Source organism: Pseudomonas sp. W2I6 (assembly GCF_030815935.1).
Classification (GTDB): Bacteria; Pseudomonadota; Gammaproteobacteria; order Pseudomonadales; family Pseudomonadaceae; genus Aquipseudomonas.
The window spans coordinates 7,048,169-7,064,597 of sequence record NZ_JAUSXJ010000001.1; the positions used below are offsets into that span (position 1 = coordinate 7,048,169).

Consider the following 16,429-nt stretch of genomic DNA (forward strand, 5'->3'; position numbering starts at 1 on the left):
CGCTGATGTGTGGGAATGATCCCGTGAGACGCCTTTAAACGTCCCAGCTTGCTTCCCGTATGTGATTGAAGTTCACGACATCTACGCTGTGCTGATGAGCAAATCCAGCGACTCTTAGGTCATCTGTCAAAACTAGATAATTATCTTTGGCTGCACAGATAATACCGACGTCGGTAAGTCCGTAGGGCGACAGCTCATAATCGCAACTTATATCAAGAGCAGGGCAGTGAATCTCAATGACTGTCGATAATGATTTTTTTAATGTTGCGTAGAAGTCGTGTAGCTTGCTCCCATAAAGCCCGTTTGTAAGGTTGCTGACTTCCGCAAGTATATGAGGAGTTGAAATAAGCTTTTCGAATTGATCAATCACGTTAAGCAGAAGTTTGTAATCTTTGGTGGTGTACCCGCTTGTTCTTTTGAAGCCTGCAATACTGGGTGTGCCTCCGATCAGTACCAAGAGCAGAAGGTTGGTGTCGACTATGATTCCTTTTCTTCGATATTGCCGGATATATGTTTCGATCATACTTCGCGGATCTTCATGGAGCGGAACTCGCCAGTCTCCGAGTCAATGAAGAATGTTTTATATTTTCTTGCGTACATTTGTCCCGCTAAAGATGCGCCTAATCGTTGATATTTATCAGGGGCTGGAACATTGAAGCCAAGTGTTATTGCCCACGTTTTGTCGCCTGGGTTTAACTCGACTTCCTCAAGCATCAAGTCCTGAAGTACTGTTTCCTGGCCGAGAAAGTCATTGGCTGCTGCCTTGGCAACTTGCACGGCTTCTTTGACGTCTATCATGTCAGCTCCTGAATAGAATTGAGTCTGGCTTGAACTGTTTCTGGAGTGTAGCAGTTCATGTTGTGGATTCATCGCCGTCCCTTTAGTCACAAATAGAGTTGATAGAGGTGGGCGATGATCCTGATCTATCGAATGAAATCTGCCAATAACTCGATTGTTTCTGCGGGCGACAAAAGCTCCTGATCCACCGCCATTAACACCGGCCGCCTCAACACCAACACCGGCACCCCCCGCTCCCGCGCCACTTCCAGCTTCGGCTCGGTAGCCGTGCTGCCGCTGTTCTTGCTGATCAGCACATCAATCTGCCGCCGCTCAAACAATGCCCGCTCATCCTCGATCAAAAACGGCCCACGGGCGCCAATCACTTCGCAGCGCTCATTGCCGGGGTACACATCCAGTGCGCGCAGTGTCCAGAACTGCTCGGCGGGGATTTCGTCGAGGTGTTGCAACGGTTCCCGGCCCAGCGTGAACAGTGGTCGCTTGAAGGGTTTCAGGGCTTCGATCAGCTCAGCCCAGTCCCTGACTTCGCGCCAATCATCACCCGCCTGTGGCTGCCACGCCGGGCGGCGCAGGGCCCAGCAGGGAATTCCGCATAAACCTGCGGCACGGGCGGCGTTGGCGCTGATCTGTGCGGCATACGGATGGGTCGCGTCCAGCACCAGCTCGATACCTTCATCGCGAATGAACTGCGCCAAACCTTCCGCGCCGCCATAGCCACCGACGCGCACCTGGCACGTAAGGTCGGTGGGAACGCGGCCAACACCCGCCAGGCTGTAGACATGCTCGGGCCCCAGTGTGCGGGCGATGGCCAGGGCTTCCGTCACGCCGCCCAACAGCAGGATGCGTTTCATAGCGGCTTGATCACTTCCAGCAGGGTGATCGGCAGCGCCTGGCGCCAGGTATCAAAGCCCCCCAGCGGTTGGGCCTGGGCCACATGAATGCGGGTCAGTTCGCCGCCGTGTTGTTCGCGCCAGGCCATCAGGGTCATTTCACTTTGCAGGGTCACGGCGTTGGCCACCAGCCGCCCGCCGGGGCGCAGGTGTTGCCAGCAGGTGTCGAGCACGCCGTCGCGGGTGACGCCGCCGCCGATGAAGATGGCGTCGGGCGCTTCCAGGCCAGCGAGTGCGTGGGGCGCGGTGCCGCGAATCAGTTGCAGGCCGGGTACGCCAAGGGCGTCACGGTTGTGTTCGATCAACAGTTGCCGGCCTTCATCGGCCTCGATGGCCAGGGCGCGGCAGCTGGGGTGGGCGCGCATCCATTCGATCCCGATGGAGCCGCTGCCCGCGCCCACGTCCCACAGCAGTTCGCCGGGCATCGGCGCGAGGCGGGCGAGGGTCATGGCGCGCACGTCGCGCTTGGTCAGTTGGCCGTCGTGCCTGAAGGCCGAGTCCGGCAGCCCTGCCAGGCGTGACAGGCGCGCTGTGTTGGCGTCGGCCACGCAGTCGATGGCCACCAGGTTCAACGCGGCAATCGGTTCGCCAGGCCAATCCCGGGCGATGCCGTCGATGCGCCGCTCATCCGGCCCGCCGAGGTGTTCAAACACACTCAGGCGACTTGCGCCAAACCCGCGCTCGGCCAATTGTGTGGCAATCGCCGCCGGGCTCTGGCCGTCATTGCTCAGCACCAGCAAACGCACGCCGCTGGCCAGATGCGCATTCAGCGCCGCCATCGGCCGGGCAACCACCGACAGCGTCACTACCTCTTGCAACGGCCAGCCCAGACGCGCCGCCGCCAGGGACACGGAAGAGGGCGCCGGCAGAATCAGCAGCTCATCGGCCGGCACCTGCCGCGCCAGGCTCGCACCCACGCCATAGAACATCGGGTCGCCGCTGGCCAGCACGCACACCGCTTCACCACGCCTGGCCAGCACCGGCTCCAGGGAAAACGGGCTGGGCCACAGCTGGCGTTCGCCACGGATGCACACCGGCAACAAGTCCAGCTGGCGTTGCCCGCCAATAATGCGCGAGGCGCGCAACAGGGCGTGCCGGGCGTTTCTGCCCAGGCCCTTGAAGCCGTCTTCACCGATGCCTACTACCGTCAGCCAGGGCGACATATGAATTCCTTGAACGACATCCGACGGGCAGGCTTTTCATGCCGCCGGACAAAGCAGGCATAATACCGCGCCTTTACCCGTGAACCGGTAGCCCCGTGAAACCAATACCACCGTCCAATACCTTGCGCCCCTCGGCCTGTCCGGGGTTGCTGCGTATTGTCCAGGCGTTGGATGGCGGGATTTGCCGGATCAAACTGGCGGGCGGTTCGATCCGCGCCGAGCAGGCATTTGCCGTGGCTGATGCGGCCCAGGCCCATGCCGGCGGAGTGATCGAGGCAACCAACCGCGCCAACCTGCAGATTCGCGGGATCGGCGCCGAACAGGATGCGTTGATCGCCGCCTTGCTGGCCGCCGACCTGGGCCCCAAGCGTGCCGCCGGTGATGATGTGCGCAACCTGATGCTCAGCCCCAGCGCCGGCATTGACCGCGAGATGTTGTTCGATACCCGACCGTTGGCGGACCAGATCCTCACCACCCTGGAAACCCACCCGCGTTTCCATGAGCTGTCGGCCAAGTTCGCCGTGCAACTGGACGGCGGTGAAGCCCTGGCGATGCTCGAACATCACCACGACCTGTGGCTGTCGGCCTTCGACGCCAATGGCCAGACGCTGTTGGCATTCGGCCTGGCAGGGTCCCCGGCGCAGGACGCGCCATTGGCGGCGGTGACTCTGGAGCAAGGGCATGCACTGGTGGTGGCGGTGCTGGAGCGGTTCCTTGAACTGGCCCGGCCTGATCAAACCCGCATGCGCCACCTGCTGGCTGAAACCGCTGTGGATAACTTTTTGCGGCAGCTGAATATGCCATTGCAGCCGGTTGATGGCTTTTCCAGGCACTCCAACCCCGCGCCGCTGCACCTGGGAAGTTATCCACAGCGCCAAAAAAACCAGGTCTACGTCGCCGCCGTCGCACCCTTGGGCCGCCTGGATTCGGCGATGCTCAGGGGCGCTGCGCAACTGGCCGTCGACCATGGCGACGCCACCTTGCGTGTCACGCCATGGCAAGGCCTGTTGCTGCCCAATATCCAGGATGCGGCGGCTGTCACCGAACGCCTCGAACAGCTTGGCTTTTTGTGTTCGGTGGACCAACCCCTCGCACGGATGATCGCCTGCACCGGCGCCGGCGGTTGCGCCAAAGGCCTGTCCGACACCAAGGCCGACGCCGTGCAACTGGCCGCGCTAGCGCCCGGCCACAGCGTGCACCTGTCCGGCTGCCCGCGTTCCTGCGCGGCCGCACACACCGCGCCGGTCACCCTGCTGGCGGTAAGCCCCGGCCACTACGACCTCTATTTTCGCGACGCAGGCCTGCCCGGTTTCGGCCGCCTGCACGCGCGCACTCTTTCTATTGAAGCGGCGGGCGCCTTGTTGCGCGCTCACCCACGGAGCAACACCGATGATTGATTACATCCGCGACGGTCAGGAGATCTATCGCAACTCCTTCGCGATCATTCGCGCAGAAGCCCGGCTTGATCGCATCCCTGCCGACCTGGAAAAACTCGCGGTGCGGGTGATTCATGCCTGCGGCATGGTCGACGCCATCGACGGCCTGCAATTTTCCGAAGGTGCCGGCAAGGCCGGGCGCGAAGCCCTGGCCGCTGGCGCGCCGATCCTGTGTGATGCGCGGATGGTCTCCGAAGGCGTGACCCGTACGCGCCTGCCGGCCAACAATCAGGTGATCTGCACCCTGCGCGACGACAGCGTGCCGGCGTTGGCCCGCGAGCTGGGCAACACCCGTTCCGCCGCCGCCCTGGAGCTGTGGCGCCCGCACCTGGAAGGCAGTGTGGTGGTGATCGGCAATGCGCCGACAGCGCTGTTTTACCTGCTGGAAATGCTCGACGCCGGCGCGCCAAAACCTGCACTGATCCTCGGGTTCCCGGTGGGTTTTGTCGGCGCCGCCGAATCCAAGGCGATGCTGGCGGCAGACAGCCGCGGCGTACCGTTTGTGATCATGCAGGGCCGCCTGGGCGGCAGTGCGATGGCCGCCGCCGCGGTCAACGCCTTGGCCACGGAGGTCGAATAATGCCGGCACGCGGACGTTTGATCGGCCTGGGCGTAGGCCCCGGCGATCCGGAACTGATTACCCTCAAGGCCCTGCGCCTGCTGCGCGAATCGCCGGTGGTGGCGTACTTCGTGGCCAAGGGCAAGAAGGGCAACGCCTTCGGCATCATCGAAGACCATTTGGTGCCCCAGCAAACCCTGATGCCGCTGGTGTACCCGGTGACCACTGAAGTGTTGCCGGCGCCGCTGTCCTACGAGCAAGTGATCAGCGATTTCTACGACGCCGCCAGTGTCGACGTTGCGGCACACCTGGACGCGGGGCGCGATGTGGCGGTGATCTGTGAAGGCGACCCGTTCTTCTACGGCTCCTACATGTATTTGCACGACCGCCTGGCCGAGCGCTACGAAGCCCAGGTGATCCCGGGTGTGTGCTCGATGCTCGGTGGCGCCTCTGTACTGGGCGCACCGTTGGTGTATCGCAACCAGAGCCTGTCGGTGCTTTCCGGCGTGCTGCCCCATGACGAACTCAAGCGTCGCCTGGCGGATGCCGACGCGGCGGTGATCATGAAGCTGGGGCGCAACTTCACCAAGGTGCGTCAGGTACTGGAAGAATTGGGATTGGCGAGCCGGGCGTTGTACGTCGAGCGCGCGACCATGGCCAATCAGAAAATCGTCGCCCTGGATCAGGTCGATCCGACGTCCTCGCCGTATTTCTCGCTGATCATCGTTCCCGGTGAAAGGTGGCAAGGCTGATGACGGCTCCCGCGATTGTCATCCTGGGGCAGGGCAGCCTCGCCACGGCCCGCGCTATCCAGCAGGTGTATCCCGACGCACTGATCCACGGCCTGGCCGGGCGGGTCGAGGGCGCAGATCAGGCCTATAACGAATTCGGCGCCACAGTGCGCCAGTTGTATCAACAGGGCACGCCGATCATCGCCCTGTGTGCCGCCGGGATTGTGATCCGCACCCTGGCGCCGCTGTTGCTGGAGAAGGGCATCGAGCCTGCTGTGCTGGCCGTCGCCGAAGACGGCAGCGCGGTGGTGCCGTTGCTCGGTGGCCTGGGTGGCGTGAACGTGATGGCGCGGGAAATCGCCGCTGCCCTGGACGTTGCCGCCGCGATCACCACCAGTGGCGAGCTGCGTTTTGGTACCTGCCTGCTTAACCCGCCCCATGGTTATCAGCTGGGGGATCTGGAGCTGGGCAAACGCTTTGTCTCGGATTTGCTGGCTGGCGAATCAGTACGCATCGAAGGCGCGGCGCCGTGGCTGGATCAGGCCAACTTGCCCCAGGATCAACAGGCACTCCTGGCGATTCACGTCGGCAGTGCCGAGCGCACACCTGCGGCCAATGAGTTGCTGATTTATCCGAAGACGGTGTTGGTTACCTGCCAGCCGGGGCCGCAACTGGCCGGGCGAATTCGTGCGGCGTTGCAGGATGCCGGGCTCGCCGTGCAGTCCCTGGCTTGCCTGCTGGCGGCTGAAACGGAGATGGCCGATTCGTCATTGCACGAAGCGGCGTTGGAGCTGGGCGTGCCATTGCGCTTCGCCGATCTGGCGCCTCAGGCGGACATCGCGATCACGGTGGCCGAGGCTCCTCTGGACCTGTCCCTGATCGGTCGTCCCCGTGGCCGCCTCGCGGTGATCGGTCTGGGCCCCGGCGCTGCCGAACTGATGGTTCCGGCAGTAAAAGCCGAGCTGGCCCGCTGCACTGACGTGCTGGGTTACGAAACCTATGTGCGCATGGCCGGGCCGTTCCGCGCGGACCAGATCCAGCATTGCACCGACAATCGCGAAGAGATGCAGCGCGCGCGTCATGCCTTTGAGCTGGCGGCGCAGGGGCGTTCGGTGGTGGTGGTGTCTTCGGGTGACCCGGGTGTATTCGCCATGGCCGCCGCGGTGATCGAAGCCTTGCACGAGTCCAGCGACCCGGCCTGGCATCAGGTCGACCTGGAGATTTTGCCGGGCGTGTCGGCATCCCTCGCCACGGCGGCCCAGGCAGGTGCACCGCTGGGGCATGACTTCTGTGTGATGTCACTGTCGGACAACCTCAAACCCTGGTCGATCATCGAGAAGCGCCTGGACCTGGCGTCCCAGGCCGACCTGGCGCTGGCGTTCTATAACCCGATTTCCCGTGCGCGGCCCTGGCAGTTGGGACGCGCCCTGGAAATCGTCGCGCAGCACCGCACGCCTGAAACACCGGTGGTCTTGGGCCGTGACATCGGTCGCCCGGGCCAGACCCTGCGAGTCACCACCCTGGGGCAACTGACGCCGGAGCAGGTGGACATGCGCACTATGGTGCTGATCGGTTCGTCCACCACCTGCGTCTTTGCGCGGGCAGGTGGTGGCGAGTGGGTCTACACGCCACGTTGGTACGGCGAGAAACCCGCCTCCTGAAAACAACGGCGGCCCCGCCATGGGGCCGCCTTGAAACGTCAGTCATTGATGCCGGAAAGGTCTGCTTGCCGAGTTTTTTTTGCATCGGCTCAAGTCATACCTTTCTCTACGGCTTGAAGAAAAGCACGGCGCTTTTGTGTGCCGCCGCCTCATCCCCAGCGTTTACTCAGCTGCGACGCCTGCAGTGATTTTTCCTGCGGGTCGCGGCGCGTCCCGTGGTCAATTTCCAGCAGCTCAAAATCCCCGGCAAGTCGACTAGTGTTGGCGTTGAGCCCCATGTTGGGGGTTATGGAGAAATGGCTATGGAGCGAAACAACAAACGGATCAACAGCGCAAAAAGGAGGAAGCTGATTGCCGCTTACCGGCTTCCGGGCGCGCCCGGCCTGGCGTCGGGGTTGAGCGCGCCGGTGAAGCCCGAGGCGGATGATGAGCTGGACGCGGCGGTGGTGAACAACAGCGTCATGTCGTTTGTGCAAGGCATGACCAGCCTCAACAAGGAGTACACCCGCAAAAGCTATTTGCTGGCGAGCAGCTACGTCAGCGATGTGCTGCGGGTCGCCCGGGGCACAGAGGCCTGGTACAACGAATTCATCAAGGTCATGAGCAGCCTCGGGTGGATGCCGGTCAGGAGCAGTTTCGAGCGGGTGTACACCTCTCGCAAGGGGCTGTCGGTGCAGTTGGCGGCGCTGAACCTGATGGCGGCCACCGTGGCCTCGACGTTTCTGTCGGGGCCGCTGATCAGTGTATTGCCCAAACGGGTGGCGGAGGCGGTTGAAGCCTTGAAGCAGCTCCCGGCTTCATTTGAGTTATTCAAGCGAAATACCACCACGCGTGACGGTGGCGATTTCGGCTTGGCGTCCTGCTCGGAAATCGCCGGGGAAGTTTCGATGGTGCTGGTGACGTACAGCTCCCACGGCGTCAGCAAGCAACTGGGCATACCGTTTCTGGAGTGGGACAGTGCATCCGTCGAGGCCTTCAGTGGCCGCACGTGCCTGGTGCTGAACAGCTCGGTGGTCAACGAAGACACGATTCAACTGCTGCGGGACAGCGCAGGGGACAAGGTCCGCCTGGCTATCGCCAACTACAGGATTTGATCTACGGCACCAGGTAACCGCGTACACCGGTGAAGATGATTTGCGCGGCCAGGGCGCACACGAACAGCCCCATCAACCGGCTGACAATCTGCAAGCCCTGGTCGCCGAGGATGCGTTCGATACGGTTGGACAGGTACAGCACCACGCCCACCGTCAGGCTGGCCAGGGCGATACTGAGGATCGCGGTGATCTTGTCGTCCCAGTGCGGCTGGCTGACGCCCATCACCAGCAGCGCACCGATGGTGCCGGGGCCGACGGTCAGGGGAATGGTCAGCGGCACGATGGTCACGTCCTGCTGCACGTTGTCGGTCTGCACCGCCGACTTGCCCTGGGCCATGCCCAGGGCCGAGATGAACAGCACACTGCCGGCGCCGATGCGGAAGGCGTCGACGGTGATGCCGAACACACTGAAAATCACCCGGCCGAACAGGTAGAGCAACACGCTCGATACCAGGGTGGCGAGGGCCACTTTCCAGGCCAGGCGCCGCCGCTCCTTGCTGGAGTACCCGCGAGTCAGGCTGATAAAGCAGGAGAGCACGAAGAAGGGGCTGTAGAGCACCAGCATCTTCAGGTAAACGCTGAATAGCACGTGGAGCATGGGCGCGGCTCGCGGCGGGGACGTGTGGGGAGTCTATCAGGCGCCACGGAACAAATGTGGGAGCTGGCTTGCCTGCGATGACGGTGTATCAGCCAAAAAATCAGGTGTCTGATGCACCGCTATCGCAGGCAAGCCAGCTCCCACAGGGAGAGCGTATTTCAGGTCAGGTAGGTGCGTGCTCTGGCCGCTGTTGGCGCTGTGCCACCCAGTACTCCACCAGCTCGCGCAATTGCGACAACTCCACCGGCTTGGCCATGTGCCCGTCCATCCCGGCCTGGCGTGCACGCTCTTTATGTTCCGAAAGAATGTGCGCGGTGAGTGCCACGATTGGCGTACGAATCCGCTGGTTGCTGACCTCCCATGCCCGCAGTTGCTGGGTCGCGGAGAAGCCGTCGAGGATCGGCATTTCACAGTCCATCAACACCAGGTCGTAGCGCTGGGCCTTCATTGCCTGCAGGGCTTCTTCGCCGTTGCTGGCGGTGTCCGGCTGCAGGTTGAGCTTGCCGAGCATGCCGCGAATCACCTTGGTGGAGATGCTGTTGTCCTCCGCCACCAGGATCCGGAAGTCACTCGGCACGGTCACCGGGGCCGGCGCGCTGATCGCCGGCTGGCGTGGTTGCACGGAGCCCTTGCTGCGCTGGGTCAACTCATCGGCAAGGGTGGTCTTGAGGGTATAGCCGGCCACGGGTTTGGCGAGGATGCGCTTGATCCCGCAGTTGCGCGCGATGATCTTGCTCGGCGCATTGCTGATGCCGGTGAGCATGATCAGCAGGATGTCGTGGTTCAGGCTCGGGTCTTCCTTGATCTTCGCCGCCAGTTGCATGCCGGTCATGCCGGGCATGTTCTGGTCCAGCAGCACCACGTCGAAATAGTCCCGCAGGTGCGCCTTGGTGCGCAGCAGCGCCAGGGCTTCCTTGCCCGAAGGCACGGCGCTCACGTTCAGGCCCCAGGCCGTGCATTGCTGCACCAGCACTTTGCGGCAGGTGTCGTTGTCGTCCACCACCAGCACGCGCGCGCCCTTGAGCGGGCCGTCGAGGTCGGAGGTCGGGTGCTCCAGGCGTTCCGGGTCCAGCGGCAAGGTCAGCCACAGGGTGCTGCCTTGCTGGCTGCCACTCTTGATGCCGAATTCGCCGTTCATCAACAGGATCAGCTGGCGGGCAATGACCAGGCCCAGATGGCCGCTCAGGCGGGTGGCAGAGAGGAAGTTCTTGCTGTGCAACTCGCTGTGCAGCAGGGCGTCGCGCTCGGCGGGTTCCATCGGCAGGCCGCTGTCTTGCACGGCAATGCGCAGGCGCGGTTTGCTGCTGCGCTCGTCCAGTGCGACGACGATCAGTACTTCGCCTTCATCGGTTTTTTGCAGGGCATTTTCCAGCAGGCTCAACAGTGCCTGGCGCAGCCGCGTCGGGTCGCCGCTGATCACCCGGGGTACCTGGGGCTGGATAAAGCTGATCAGCTCGACGTTCTGCTGCTCGGCCTTGGCGCGGAAAATGCTCAGGCAGTCTTCGATCAGCGCGTTGAGGTCGAACTGCACATCGTCCAATTCGATCTGCCCGGATTCCAGCTTGGAGATGTCGAGAATCTCGTTGATCAGGGTGAGCAGTTCGTTGCCGGCGCTGTGGATGGTTTGCACGTAGTCGCGTTGCTTGACTGAAAGCGGGGTGCCCAGCAGCAGTTCGGTCATGCCCAGCACGCCGTTCATGGGCGTGCGGATTTCGTGGCTGATCTTCGCCAGGAATTCGGCCTTGGCGGCGATTTCGGCGTTGCTGGCCGCCAGGTCGCGGCTGAGGCTGAAGTTGTCTTCGGTGATGGCGCGCTGGCGTTCGCCCAGGGCCAGGCTCATCAACAGGCCACTGAGGCAGATAAAGCCGAGCAGGGTGATGATCAAGCCTTGTGGCGGCACCAGCGTCAGGCCCAGCAAGGCCGGGAGAATAATCAGCGTGCCGATGTTGAAGATCACCATCGCCAGCATGAACAGGCGCGCCGGGCGGTAACCCTTTTGCCAGTGATAGGCCGAGACGAACAACATGCTCAGGCCGGCCAGCGCCACCAGGGCGTAGGTGATGATGTTCAGGGGCAAGGTGTTGACGAACAGCAGCAACAGGCCGGTCAGGACGATCAGCAGGATATCGGCCATCAACAGCTTGTTCAGCGGATGCGGGCCCAGTGGCGCAAAGAAGCGGTAGGCAAACATCAGCCCGCACGGCGCGGTCAGCAGCAGGGCGAGGTAGGCACCGGGGGTTTGTACCGCGTGCCAGTTCGGCAACCACGGGCCCAGCACGTTGAGCAGCAGCGCAAGGCTGAGCAGCAACAGCAATTCGCAGGCGGCGAGCCACAGGCTGCTGCGGGAGCGATGGTAGGCGTAGCGGGTGAGGTTGTGCAGGATCAGCATCACCAGGCAACCGAACAGCAGCCCGTAGATCAGCGTCTGGTTCTGGTTGGCCGCAGCCAGCACGGCCGGCTCAAGGGTGATGTAGGGGCGCAGCTCGTGTTCCGAGACCATGCGCAGGTACACGTCCAGCGGCTTCTGGCTTTGCGGCATCGGCAGCATGAAGTCGCTGCTGGGCAGCGGGCGCTCGGCCTGGGGCTGGCGGGTGCCGGTAGCTTCCTGCTCCACCAGGGTGTCGCCGTCGAGTACATACAGGTTCAGGTGTGACAGGTCAGGGGCGAATACCCGCAGCACTTGCTCGTGTTTGCCGGGTTGCAGCCTGAAGCGTACCCACAACGCACCGTCCGGTTGCGCGGCGGTAATCCGGTCCAGTTCGATGGGGCTGAATTGATTGATGTAGCGGGGCGAGCGGATGTCGCTCAGTTGCAGATCGGCCTGTTCATCAAGCAATACTGCCCAGCCACTGCCTTGTGCGGCGGCCTGGGCCGGGAGCAAGCAGAGCAAGGTCAGCAGACTGACAGTGAAACCTATGGCGATCCTGAGCCAGCGCACGGCGAAATCCCTTCGTAGGTTGATGCATGGGTATAACTATGCGCGGGGCCACAAGCGTAGGGCAAGGGCCAGAGGCCCCTGCCTAACCGAACGGATAGCTGTTTACTGACTTTCGCCACGCTCACGGGCAATGGCGCGGTAGCCAATGTCGGTGCGGTAGAAGCAGCCTTTCCAGTCGATCTTCGCCGCCAGCTTGTAAGCCTGTTGCTGGGCGGCATCTACGCTGCTGCCCATAGCGGTTGCGCACAGTACGCGACCACCGGCGGTGACGACCTTGCCATCCTTGAGCGCGGTGCCCGCGTGGAACACCTTGCCTTCCAGCGTAGCAGCCGCGTCCAGACCTTCAATCACATCGCCCTTGGCGTAGTCGGCCGGGTAGCCGCCGGCGGCCAGCACGATGCCGACGCTCGGGCGCGGGTCCCACTGGGCTTCGACCTTGTCCAGGGCCTGGGCCAGCGCAGCTTCAACCAACAGCACCAGGCTCGATTGCAGGCGCAGCATCACCGGTTGGGTTTCCGGGTCGCCGAAGCGGCAGTTGAACTCGATGACTTTCGGGTTACCGGCCTTGTCGATCATCAAGCCGGCGTACAGGAAACCGGTGTACACATTGCCTTCGTCGGCCATGCCGCGCACGGTTGGCCAGATGACCAGGTCCATCACGCGCTTGTGCACTTCGGCAGTCACTACCGGAGCAGGGGAGTAAGCGCCCATGCCGCCGGTGTTCGGGCCGCTGTCGCCGTCACCCACACGTTTGTGGTCCTGGCTGGTGGCCATCGGCAGTACGTTCTTGCCGTCGACCATCACGATGAAGCTGGCTTCTTCGCCGTCGAGGAACTCTTCGATCACCACGCGCGAACCGGCTTCACCGAAAGCGTTGCCGGCGAGCATGTCGCGCACGGCGTCTTCGGCTTCAGCCAGGGTCATTGCGACGATCACGCCTTTACCGGCGGCCAGGCCGTCGGCCTTGATCACGATCGGTGCACCGACCTCACGCAGGTAGGCCAGGGCCGGCTCGATCTCGGTGAAGTTCTGGTAGTCGGCGGTCGGGATCTTGTGGCGCGCCAGGAAATCCTTGGTGAAGGCTTTCGAGCCTTCCAGCTGGGCAGCGCCGGCGGTTGGGCCGAAGCAGTCCAGGCCACGGCTGCGGAACAGGTCCACAACGCCAGCTACCAAGGGCACTTCCGGGCCGACGATGGTCAGGGAAACGTTTTTCTCGGCAAAGTCCGCCAGTTGCTCAAGGGCCAACACGTCGATGGCGACGTTTTCGCACTTGGCTTCAATGGCGGTACCGGCGTTGCCGGGGGCGACGAAAACTTTCTGGACACGTGGGTCCTGGGCAACTTTCCAGGCCAGGGCGTGTTCACGGCCACCGCTGCCAATGATCAAAACATTCATTTCAAAAACCTCGGATGACGCTGAATTCTGACCGTTCCCAGGCTCTGCGTGGGAATGCCTCTTGTGACGCTCTGCGTCACGCTTTGGGACGCGGAGCGTCCCGGGCTGCATTCCCACGCAGAGCGTGGGAACGAGCAATCAGTGACGGAAGTGGCGCATGCCGGTGAAGACCATGGCAATGCCGGCTTCATCAGCCGCTGCAATCACTTCTGCGTCACGCATCGAGCCGCCCGGTTGGATCACGGCGGTAACACCGGCTTTCGCGGCGTTGTCCAGGCCATCACGGAACGGGAAGAATGCGTCGGACGCCATCACCGAACCGGCGACCTGCAGGCCGGCATGTTCTGCCTTGATCGCAGCGATGCGTGCCGAATTCACGCGGCTCATCTGGCCCGCGCCGACACCGATGGTCTGGCGGTTCTTGGCGTAGACGATGGCGTTGGATTTAACGTACTTGGCGACTTTCCAGGCGAAGATCAGGTCGTTGATTTCCTGTTCGGTCGGGGCGCGCTTGGTCACCACTTTCAGATCGGCGCTGCCGATCATGCCGATGTCGCGGCTCTGTACCAGCAAGCCGCCGTTGACGCGCTTGTAGTCCCAGGCAGCGGCACGCTCGGCCGACCACTCGCCGCACGCCAGCAGGCGCACATTGGCCTTGGCAGCAACGATGGCGCGAGCCTCTTCACTGACGGATGGCGCGATGATCACTTCCACGAACTGACGCTCGACGATCGCCTTGGCGGTCTCGGCGTCCAGCTCACGGTTGAAGGCGATGATGCCGCCGAAGGCTGATTCGGTGTCGGTGGCGTAGGCCAGTTCGTACGCCTGGCGGATACCGCCTTCAGCGTCCGGGCTCACGGCCACGCCGCACGGGTTGGCGTGCTTGACGATCACACAGGCTGGCTTGACGAAGCTCTTCACACATTCCAGCGCGGCGTCGGTGTCGGCCACGTTGTTGTAGGACAGCTCTTTGCCTTGCAGTTGGGTCGCGGTGGCGATGCCGACTTCAGCAGGCTTGGCCTCAACGTAGAACGCCGCGCTCTGGTGCGGGTTCTCGCCGTAGCGCATTTCCTGGGCCTTGATGAACTGGCTGTTGAAGGTGCGCGGGAACTGGCTGCGACCTTCTGTGCTGAGGGTTTCAGCGGCCTGGTTCACGGTGCCCATGTAGTTGGCGATCATGCCGTCGTAGGCAGCGGTGTGTTCGAAGGCCTTGAGCATCAGGTCGAAGCGCTGGGCGTAGGTCAGGCCGCCGGCTTTCAGGCTTTCCAGTACGTTGGCGTAGTCGCTGGCGTTCACCACGATGGCCACGTCTTTGTGGTTCTTGGCTGCCGAGCGAACCATGGTCGGGCCGCCGATATCGATGTTTTCGATGGCGGTCGGCAGGTCGCAGCCTGGCTTGTTGATGGTGGCTTCGAACGGGTACAGGTTAACGGCCACCAGGTCGATCGGCTTGATGCCGTGCTCGCTCATGATGGCGTCGTCGATACCGCGACGACCGAGGATCCCGCCGTGGATTTTCGGGTGCAGGGTCTTGACCCGACCGTCCATCATTTCTGCGAAACCGGTGTAGTCCGCCACTTCCACTGCGGCCACGCCGTTGTCCTGCAGCAGTTTGAAGGTCCCGCCGGTGGAGAGAATCTCCACGCCCAGGGCTTCCAGCTCCCGGGCAAATTCGAGGATCCCGGTCTTGTCGGAGACACTGATCAAGGCACGGCGGATCGGCAGGCGGGTAGTCTGGTCGGTCATTTCAATTTCCATCAAAAGCAAAGGAGTCAGCAAAAAAGGCGTCCGTTTTTACGCGGGCGCCTTTCTGGTTTGATTGAATGCTTACAGCAAATCGTACTGCTTGAGTTTCTTGCGCAGCGTGCCACGGTTCAGACCGAGCAGCTCACTGGCCTTGGTCTGGTTGCCCTTGACGTAGTTCATCACGCTTTCGAGCAACGGCGCTTCGACTTCGGAGAGCACCAGGTTGTACACGTCCGTGACGGCAGCGCCCTCAAGGTGGGCGAAATAATTGTGCAGCGCCTTCTCGACACTCCCGCGAAGGGTCTGGCCTTCTTCGCTCGGCGTGTTGAGGTGCTGTTTCAAATTGACGTTGTCGCTCACGGGTGTTGTTCCACTCACTAAAGTCTCGGTCATCATCGTCATGCGGCCACCCCTTCTCCGTCCCCTGTCACCAGGCTCTTGTAACGCTCGGAGAAGAACTCACGAACGTTGGCGCACTGTGCTTCCGTATCATCCAAACGATTGAAGTGGGCGCGAAACTCCCTGGCGCCCGGCAAGGTTGCGAGATACCAGCCCACATGCTTGCGAGCAATGCGTACTCCCATCACGTCTCCGTAGAAGGCGTGCAGGGCGGCCAGATGCTCTAGCAGAATACGTTCCACCTCGATCAGCTCCGGTGCCGGCAAGGTTTCGCCGGTACGCAGAAAATGCTCGATCTCACGAAAAATCCACGGCCGCCCCTGGGCAGCCCGGCCAATCAACAGGCCATCGGCGCCGGTCGCGTGCAGCACGCGCCGGGCTTTCTCGGCTGAGTCGATGTCGCCGTTGGCAAAGACGGGAATCGACACCGCCTGCTTGATCGCGGCAATGGTGTCGTACTCGGCTTCACCGGTGTAAAGGTCGGCGCGGGTGCGGCCATGCACCGCCAGCGCTGTAATGCCCGCCTGCTCGGCGATCTTCGCCACCGTCAGGCCATTCTTGTTGTCCCGGTCCCAACCGGTGCGGATCTTCAGGGTGACCGGCACATCCACTGCTGCGACAACGGCATGCAGGATCTCGCTCACCAACTGCTCATCCTTCAACAGGGCAGAACCTGCGGCCTTGTTGCAGACCTTCTTGGCCGGGCAACCCATGTTGATATCAATAATCTGCGCCCCCAACTCCACGTTGGCCCGGGCCGCATCCGCCAGCATCTGCGCATCACCGCCGGCGATCTGTACCGAGCGGGGCTCGGGATCACCTTCGTGGATCATGCGCATCCGCGATTTGCGGGTGTTCCACAGGCTCATGTCGCTGGTGACCATTTCCGAGACTACAAGCCCTGCGCCCAATCGCTTGCAAAGCTGACGAAAGGGCTGGTCGGTGACGCCCGCCATCGGGGCGAGGATCAAGCCGTTGTGCAATGTGTATGGGCCGATGCGTACCGCCGACATAGGACTTC

Annotated in this window: 15 protein-coding genes; 5 read left to right on the forward strand and 10 right to left on the reverse strand. The window is 62.4% G+C overall.

The features are described from left to right. Positions 1 to 34: 34 nt before the first annotated feature. The 4 genes from QF039_RS32430 to cbiE all read right to left on the reverse strand — a co-directional run bounded on the left by QF039_RS32430 (position 35) and on the right by cbiE (position 2,851). Positions 35 to 523: a PIN domain-containing protein gene (locus QF039_RS32430; protein WP_307522601.1), complete on the reverse strand. Its 489-nt coding sequence runs from the start codon at positions 521 to 523 to the stop codon at positions 35 to 37. Next, a complete protein-coding gene (locus QF039_RS32435) occupies positions 520 to 798 on the reverse strand; it encodes a hypothetical protein (protein ID WP_003217345.1) in 279 nt (92 codons plus the stop codon). The genes QF039_RS32430 and QF039_RS32435 overlap by 4 nt, the downstream gene beginning before the upstream one ends. Positions 799 to 923: 125 nt before the next feature. Next, positions 924 to 1,649 (reverse strand): cobalt-precorrin-6A reductase, encoded by a 726-nt coding sequence (locus QF039_RS32440; RefSeq protein WP_307522603.1) that lies wholly within the window; start codon positions 1,647 to 1,649, stop codon positions 924 to 926. Further along, complete coding sequence (gene cbiE, locus QF039_RS32445; protein ID WP_307522605.1) at positions 1,646 to 2,851, reverse strand: precorrin-6y C5,15-methyltransferase (decarboxylating) subunit CbiE; 1,206 nt, start codon at positions 2,849 to 2,851, stop codon at positions 1,646 to 1,648. Before cbiE ends, QF039_RS32440 begins: the two co-directional genes overlap by 4 nt. Positions 2,852 to 2,946: 95 nt before the next feature. On the opposite strand from cbiE, the gene cobG reads away from it, so the two are divergent. The 5 genes from cobG (at position 2,947) to QF039_RS32470 (ending at position 8,332) form a co-directional block, all read left to right on the forward strand. After that, entirely contained in the window at positions 2,947 to 4,248 is a 1,302-nt protein-coding gene (cobG, locus tag QF039_RS32450; RefSeq protein ID WP_307522607.1) for a precorrin-3B synthase, read from the forward strand. Beyond that, the gene (locus QF039_RS32455) at positions 4,241 to 4,867 is read left to right on the forward strand and encodes a precorrin-8X methylmutase (protein ID WP_177020785.1); all 627 of its coding nucleotides are present in this window, start codon (positions 4,241 to 4,243) and stop codon (positions 4,865 to 4,867) included. The genes cobG and QF039_RS32455 overlap by 8 nt, the downstream gene beginning before the upstream one ends. Continuing rightward, positions 4,867 to 5,598 (forward strand): precorrin-2 C(20)-methyltransferase, encoded by a 732-nt coding sequence (locus QF039_RS32460; protein WP_102606178.1) that lies wholly within the window; start codon positions 4,867 to 4,869, stop codon positions 5,596 to 5,598. Before QF039_RS32455 ends, QF039_RS32460 begins: the two co-directional genes overlap by 1 nt. Continuing rightward, on the forward strand, positions 5,598 to 7,238 hold the full coding sequence (gene cobJ / locus QF039_RS32465) for a precorrin-3B C(17)-methyltransferase (RefSeq protein WP_307522611.1): 1,641 nt from the start codon (positions 5,598 to 5,600) through the stop codon (positions 7,236 to 7,238). Before QF039_RS32460 ends, cobJ begins: the two co-directional genes overlap by 1 nt. A gap of 302 nt (positions 7,239 to 7,540) precedes the next feature. Then, the gene (locus QF039_RS32470; protein WP_102606174.1) at positions 7,541 to 8,332 is read left to right on the forward strand and encodes a hypothetical protein; all 792 of its coding nucleotides are present in this window, start codon (positions 7,541 to 7,543) and stop codon (positions 8,330 to 8,332) included. Position 8,333: 1 nt separating this feature from the next. Here the strand turns inward: QF039_RS32470 and QF039_RS32475 are convergent, their stop codons facing one another. From QF039_RS32475 to dusB, 6 genes are all read right to left on the reverse strand, one after another. Then, complete coding sequence (locus tag QF039_RS32475; RefSeq protein WP_003217330.1) at positions 8,334 to 8,930, reverse strand: MarC family protein; 597 nt, start codon at positions 8,928 to 8,930, stop codon at positions 8,334 to 8,336. Between the two features lie 163 nt (positions 8,931 to 9,093). Beyond that, positions 9,094 to 11,868, reverse strand: coding sequence for a hybrid sensor histidine kinase/response regulator (locus QF039_RS32480; protein ID WP_003217328.1), 2,775 nt, complete (start codon positions 11,866 to 11,868; stop codon positions 9,094 to 9,096). 102 nt (positions 11,869 to 11,970) lie between these two features. Further along, entirely contained in the window at positions 11,971 to 13,263 is a 1,293-nt protein-coding gene (purD, locus tag QF039_RS32485) for a phosphoribosylamine--glycine ligase (RefSeq protein ID WP_003217326.1), read from the reverse strand. Positions 13,264 to 13,401: 138 nt separating this feature from the next. Next, complete coding sequence (gene purH / locus QF039_RS32490; protein WP_008439025.1) at positions 13,402 to 15,009, reverse strand: bifunctional phosphoribosylaminoimidazolecarboxamide formyltransferase/IMP cyclohydrolase; 1,608 nt, start codon at positions 15,007 to 15,009, stop codon at positions 13,402 to 13,404. Positions 15,010 to 15,090: 81 nt separating this feature from the next. After that, positions 15,091 to 15,411: a DNA-binding transcriptional regulator Fis gene (gene fis / locus QF039_RS32495; protein WP_003186237.1), complete on the reverse strand. Its 321-nt coding sequence runs from the start codon at positions 15,409 to 15,411 to the stop codon at positions 15,091 to 15,093. Next, a complete protein-coding gene (gene dusB, locus QF039_RS32500) occupies positions 15,408 to 16,421 on the reverse strand; it encodes a tRNA dihydrouridine synthase DusB (RefSeq protein ID WP_003217321.1) in 1,014 nt (337 codons plus the stop codon). Before dusB ends, fis begins: the two co-directional genes overlap by 4 nt. Between the last annotated feature and the right edge of the window lie 8 nt (positions 16,422 to 16,429).